Here is a 2,434-nt window from a genome sequence, read left to right as displayed (position 1 = left end):
TGATTGCTTCCGAAGACGCCAACTTTGCCGAACACAGCGGCTTTGACTGGAACGGCATCAAATACGCCATGAAACGCAATAAGCAAAGCGGCGAAGTCAAAGCCGGCGGTTCGACCATCAGCCAGCAACTGGCGAAAAACCTGTTTCTCAACGAAAGCCGCAGCTACATCCGCAAAGGCGAAGAAGCGGCGATTACTGCGATGATGGAAGCGGTTACCGACAAAGACCGCATTTTTGAGCTGTATCTGAACTCAATCGAATGGCACTACGGCGTATTCGGCGCGGAAGCGGCGTCCCAGTATTTCTACAAGAAACCTGCCTCCGCCCTCACACGCCAACAAGCCGCCAAGCTCACAGCACGCGTTCCGGCTCCTCTGTTTTACGCAGACCACCCTAAGAGCAAACGGATGCATAACAAAACCAATATCATCCTGCGCCGCATGGGTTCGGCAGAATTGCCCGAAAGTGATATGGATTAATTAAAAAGGCCGTCTGAATATTTCAGACGGCCTTATATATTGCACTCCGTTAAGGGAGTGTAAATTACAAAACAAACCCCTTGACAAGTTCCGATTAACCGAATTTTCAAGGGGTCTGAAATGTCAACATTTGCCTACTACACAATTACACCGCAACCTGAAAAAAATCCCGTTGCCTACATCTTCCGCCTGTTTTCCGAGACCTGCGGAACCATCGATTGCTTGGAAACCAGAGCTTTTCCTATCCGCAATCCCAACAATCCCCAAATCACTTATGGCGAAGCCGATTTATACGGTCAATTAAGCGTATCCGCACTGATGGCGGAGGTGCAATCATGAATCGTTCAGCTTCAGCAAGCGCGGAACGCGCTCTTCCTTGTCTAAATAGTAACAACTGCATTGAGGCAGAAAACCTTAATAAAAACAATGCAAAGCAAATTCCGATTGGTTACGAAAAATACCTGCCGAACACAGCAAAACCCGAATTCAACGAATTTTCCACCTCACACAAGAAATCCGCCGCCGCCCTTGAGATGAATGTACGCCAGTTCATCGAAGTTTTCGGAATTGAAAAGGTTGGATTCCTTACCCTTACATTTGCCGACGACGTATAAGACGTCAAAGAGGCAAGCCGCCGCTTTCACAGCCTGCGCACAAACTTTCTTAAAAAACATTTCGAACATTATGTCTGCGTATACGAGCGCATGAAAAGCGGTCGTATTCATTTCCATCTGATTGTGAACACACGCGAAGACATTCGCCGCGGCCTGAATTTTAAGCAAATTCAAGCCCGAAACTACACATCAGCAAACAAAGCACTCCGTCAGCTTTGGCAAATTCTTCGTGAAAACATGGATAAATACGGTTTCGGCCGTTCCGAACTTTTGCCGGTAAAGACCAACAGCAAAGGCTTGGCAAGATATGTGGCCAAATACATTTCAAAACACATTAACAGCAGACTTCCTGAAGACAAAGGCTATCGCCTGATTCGTACAACCATCGACAAAAAAAGTCTGTGGAAGATTGCAAACAGCAATTTTTCGTTTGTAAGTGCTGGTTCGCGCCTATGGCGCGAGAAGCTCCAGAAATGGATTATCTGCATTGAGCCATATTTAAAACAGTATGCAAAACATGAATTTAACAGAGAACTCAAAGCCATTACAGAAGAAAACTACAACCGTATTTTATCCAGCTTAATTAGCCCGAAATGGGCGTTTTATAACCGAGAAACCATCATCAATATGCCCTAAGTTGGCAGAAAGGAAACATCATGTCTCAAGAAACCGAACGCAAACAAGGTATTTTCGTCATTGCCGCATTTGACCGGATGTTCGCACGAGAACGCAAAAACCAAGACGGCACATTCAGCAAGACCCACTATGTCGGTTTGATTATCCGTTCAGATACAGAAACCCGCCTTTGCGAAGTTCGCACAAAACATCCAGAAAAGTACGAGCATTACAAACCGCAGCAAATCGTCTCAATGCAAGTGTTTCCTCGTGCATTTAAAGACAACATCTACTATTCGGACGAAGCATAAACCAGTTTCAGGGGTTCGGCGGTGTTCCCTGAATTGACCCCGAAACACCGCCACAACCATTTTTTTAACTCCATAAAGGAAAATATCATGAGTATTAAAACCAAATTTCAAAAAGCAGCCGCTTTTGTAACCGTTGCAGCATTGCCAGTATTAGCATTCGCAGAAGATAACGGCATGGTCGAAGCCGCTAAAACAGAATTGGGCTCATTGAAATCGGGCATTATTGCCGTCGGCGCGGTTGCCGTTGCTTTGGCCGTTGCCGCCGTTTCCATTAGTGTTATCAAATCCGCAGTGAAACGCTCTGCATAAGGTGCAACATGGGTTATCAGGTCGGCAGAATCTGTCATGAAACGGCAGAGCAGGCAACAAACGAAGTGATGACTCAAGTCGTACCGACCATAGACAAAGACGGGGT

4 protein-coding genes and 1 pseudogene are annotated in these 2,434 nt (G+C 46.0%); all 5 read left to right on the top strand.

Features of this window, described 5'->3' with window-relative positions:
• Nucleotides 1-479: monofunctional biosynthetic peptidoglycan transglycosylase (mtgA, locus tag ACTHUM_RS11565; protein ID WP_440402931.1), on the top strand; the 479-nt coding region annotated here is incomplete at its 5' end.
• A gap of 120 nt (nucleotides 480-599) precedes the next feature.
• On the top strand, nucleotides 600-818 hold the full coding sequence (locus ACTHUM_RS11560) for a hypothetical protein (RefSeq protein WP_070459355.1): 219 nt from the start codon (nucleotides 600-602) through the stop codon (nucleotides 816-818).
• A pseudogene (locus tag ACTHUM_RS11555) lies at nucleotides 815-1,729 on the top strand (rolling circle replication-associated protein). The gene ACTHUM_RS11560 and the pseudogene ACTHUM_RS11555 overlap by 4 nt, the downstream one beginning before the upstream one ends.
• Before the next feature lie 20 nt (nucleotides 1,730-1,749).
• On the top strand, nucleotides 1,750-2,019 hold the full coding sequence (locus tag ACTHUM_RS11550; protein ID WP_070459358.1) for a hypothetical protein: 270 nt from the start codon (nucleotides 1,750-1,752) through the stop codon (nucleotides 2,017-2,019).
• A gap of 87 nt (nucleotides 2,020-2,106) precedes the next feature.
• The gene (locus ACTHUM_RS11545; protein WP_070459361.1) at nucleotides 2,107-2,328 is read left to right on the top strand and encodes a hypothetical protein; all 222 of its coding nucleotides are present in this window, start codon (nucleotides 2,107-2,109) and stop codon (nucleotides 2,326-2,328) included.
• The last annotated feature ends 106 nt before the right edge of the window (nucleotides 2,329-2,434 follow it).

The organism is Neisseria sp. P0021.S006 (assembly GCF_051956895.1).
Note: the sequence above shows the minus strand (reverse complement) of the source record. Positions and strands in the feature narration are given on the sequence as shown.

Bases quoted from the DNA above. Each gene is read 5' to 3' on its own strand.
- ACTHUM_RS11560 (WP_070459355.1), top strand. From the start codon at position 600: ATGTCAACATTTGCCTACTACACAATTACACCGCAACCTGAAAAAAAT.
- ACTHUM_RS11550 (WP_070459358.1), top strand. From the start codon at position 1,750: ATGTCTCAAGAAACCGAACGCAAACAAGGTATTTTCGTCATTGCCGCA.
- ACTHUM_RS11545 (WP_070459361.1), top strand. From the start codon at position 2,107: ATGAGTATTAAAACCAAATTTCAAAAAGCAGCCGCTTTTGTAACCGTT.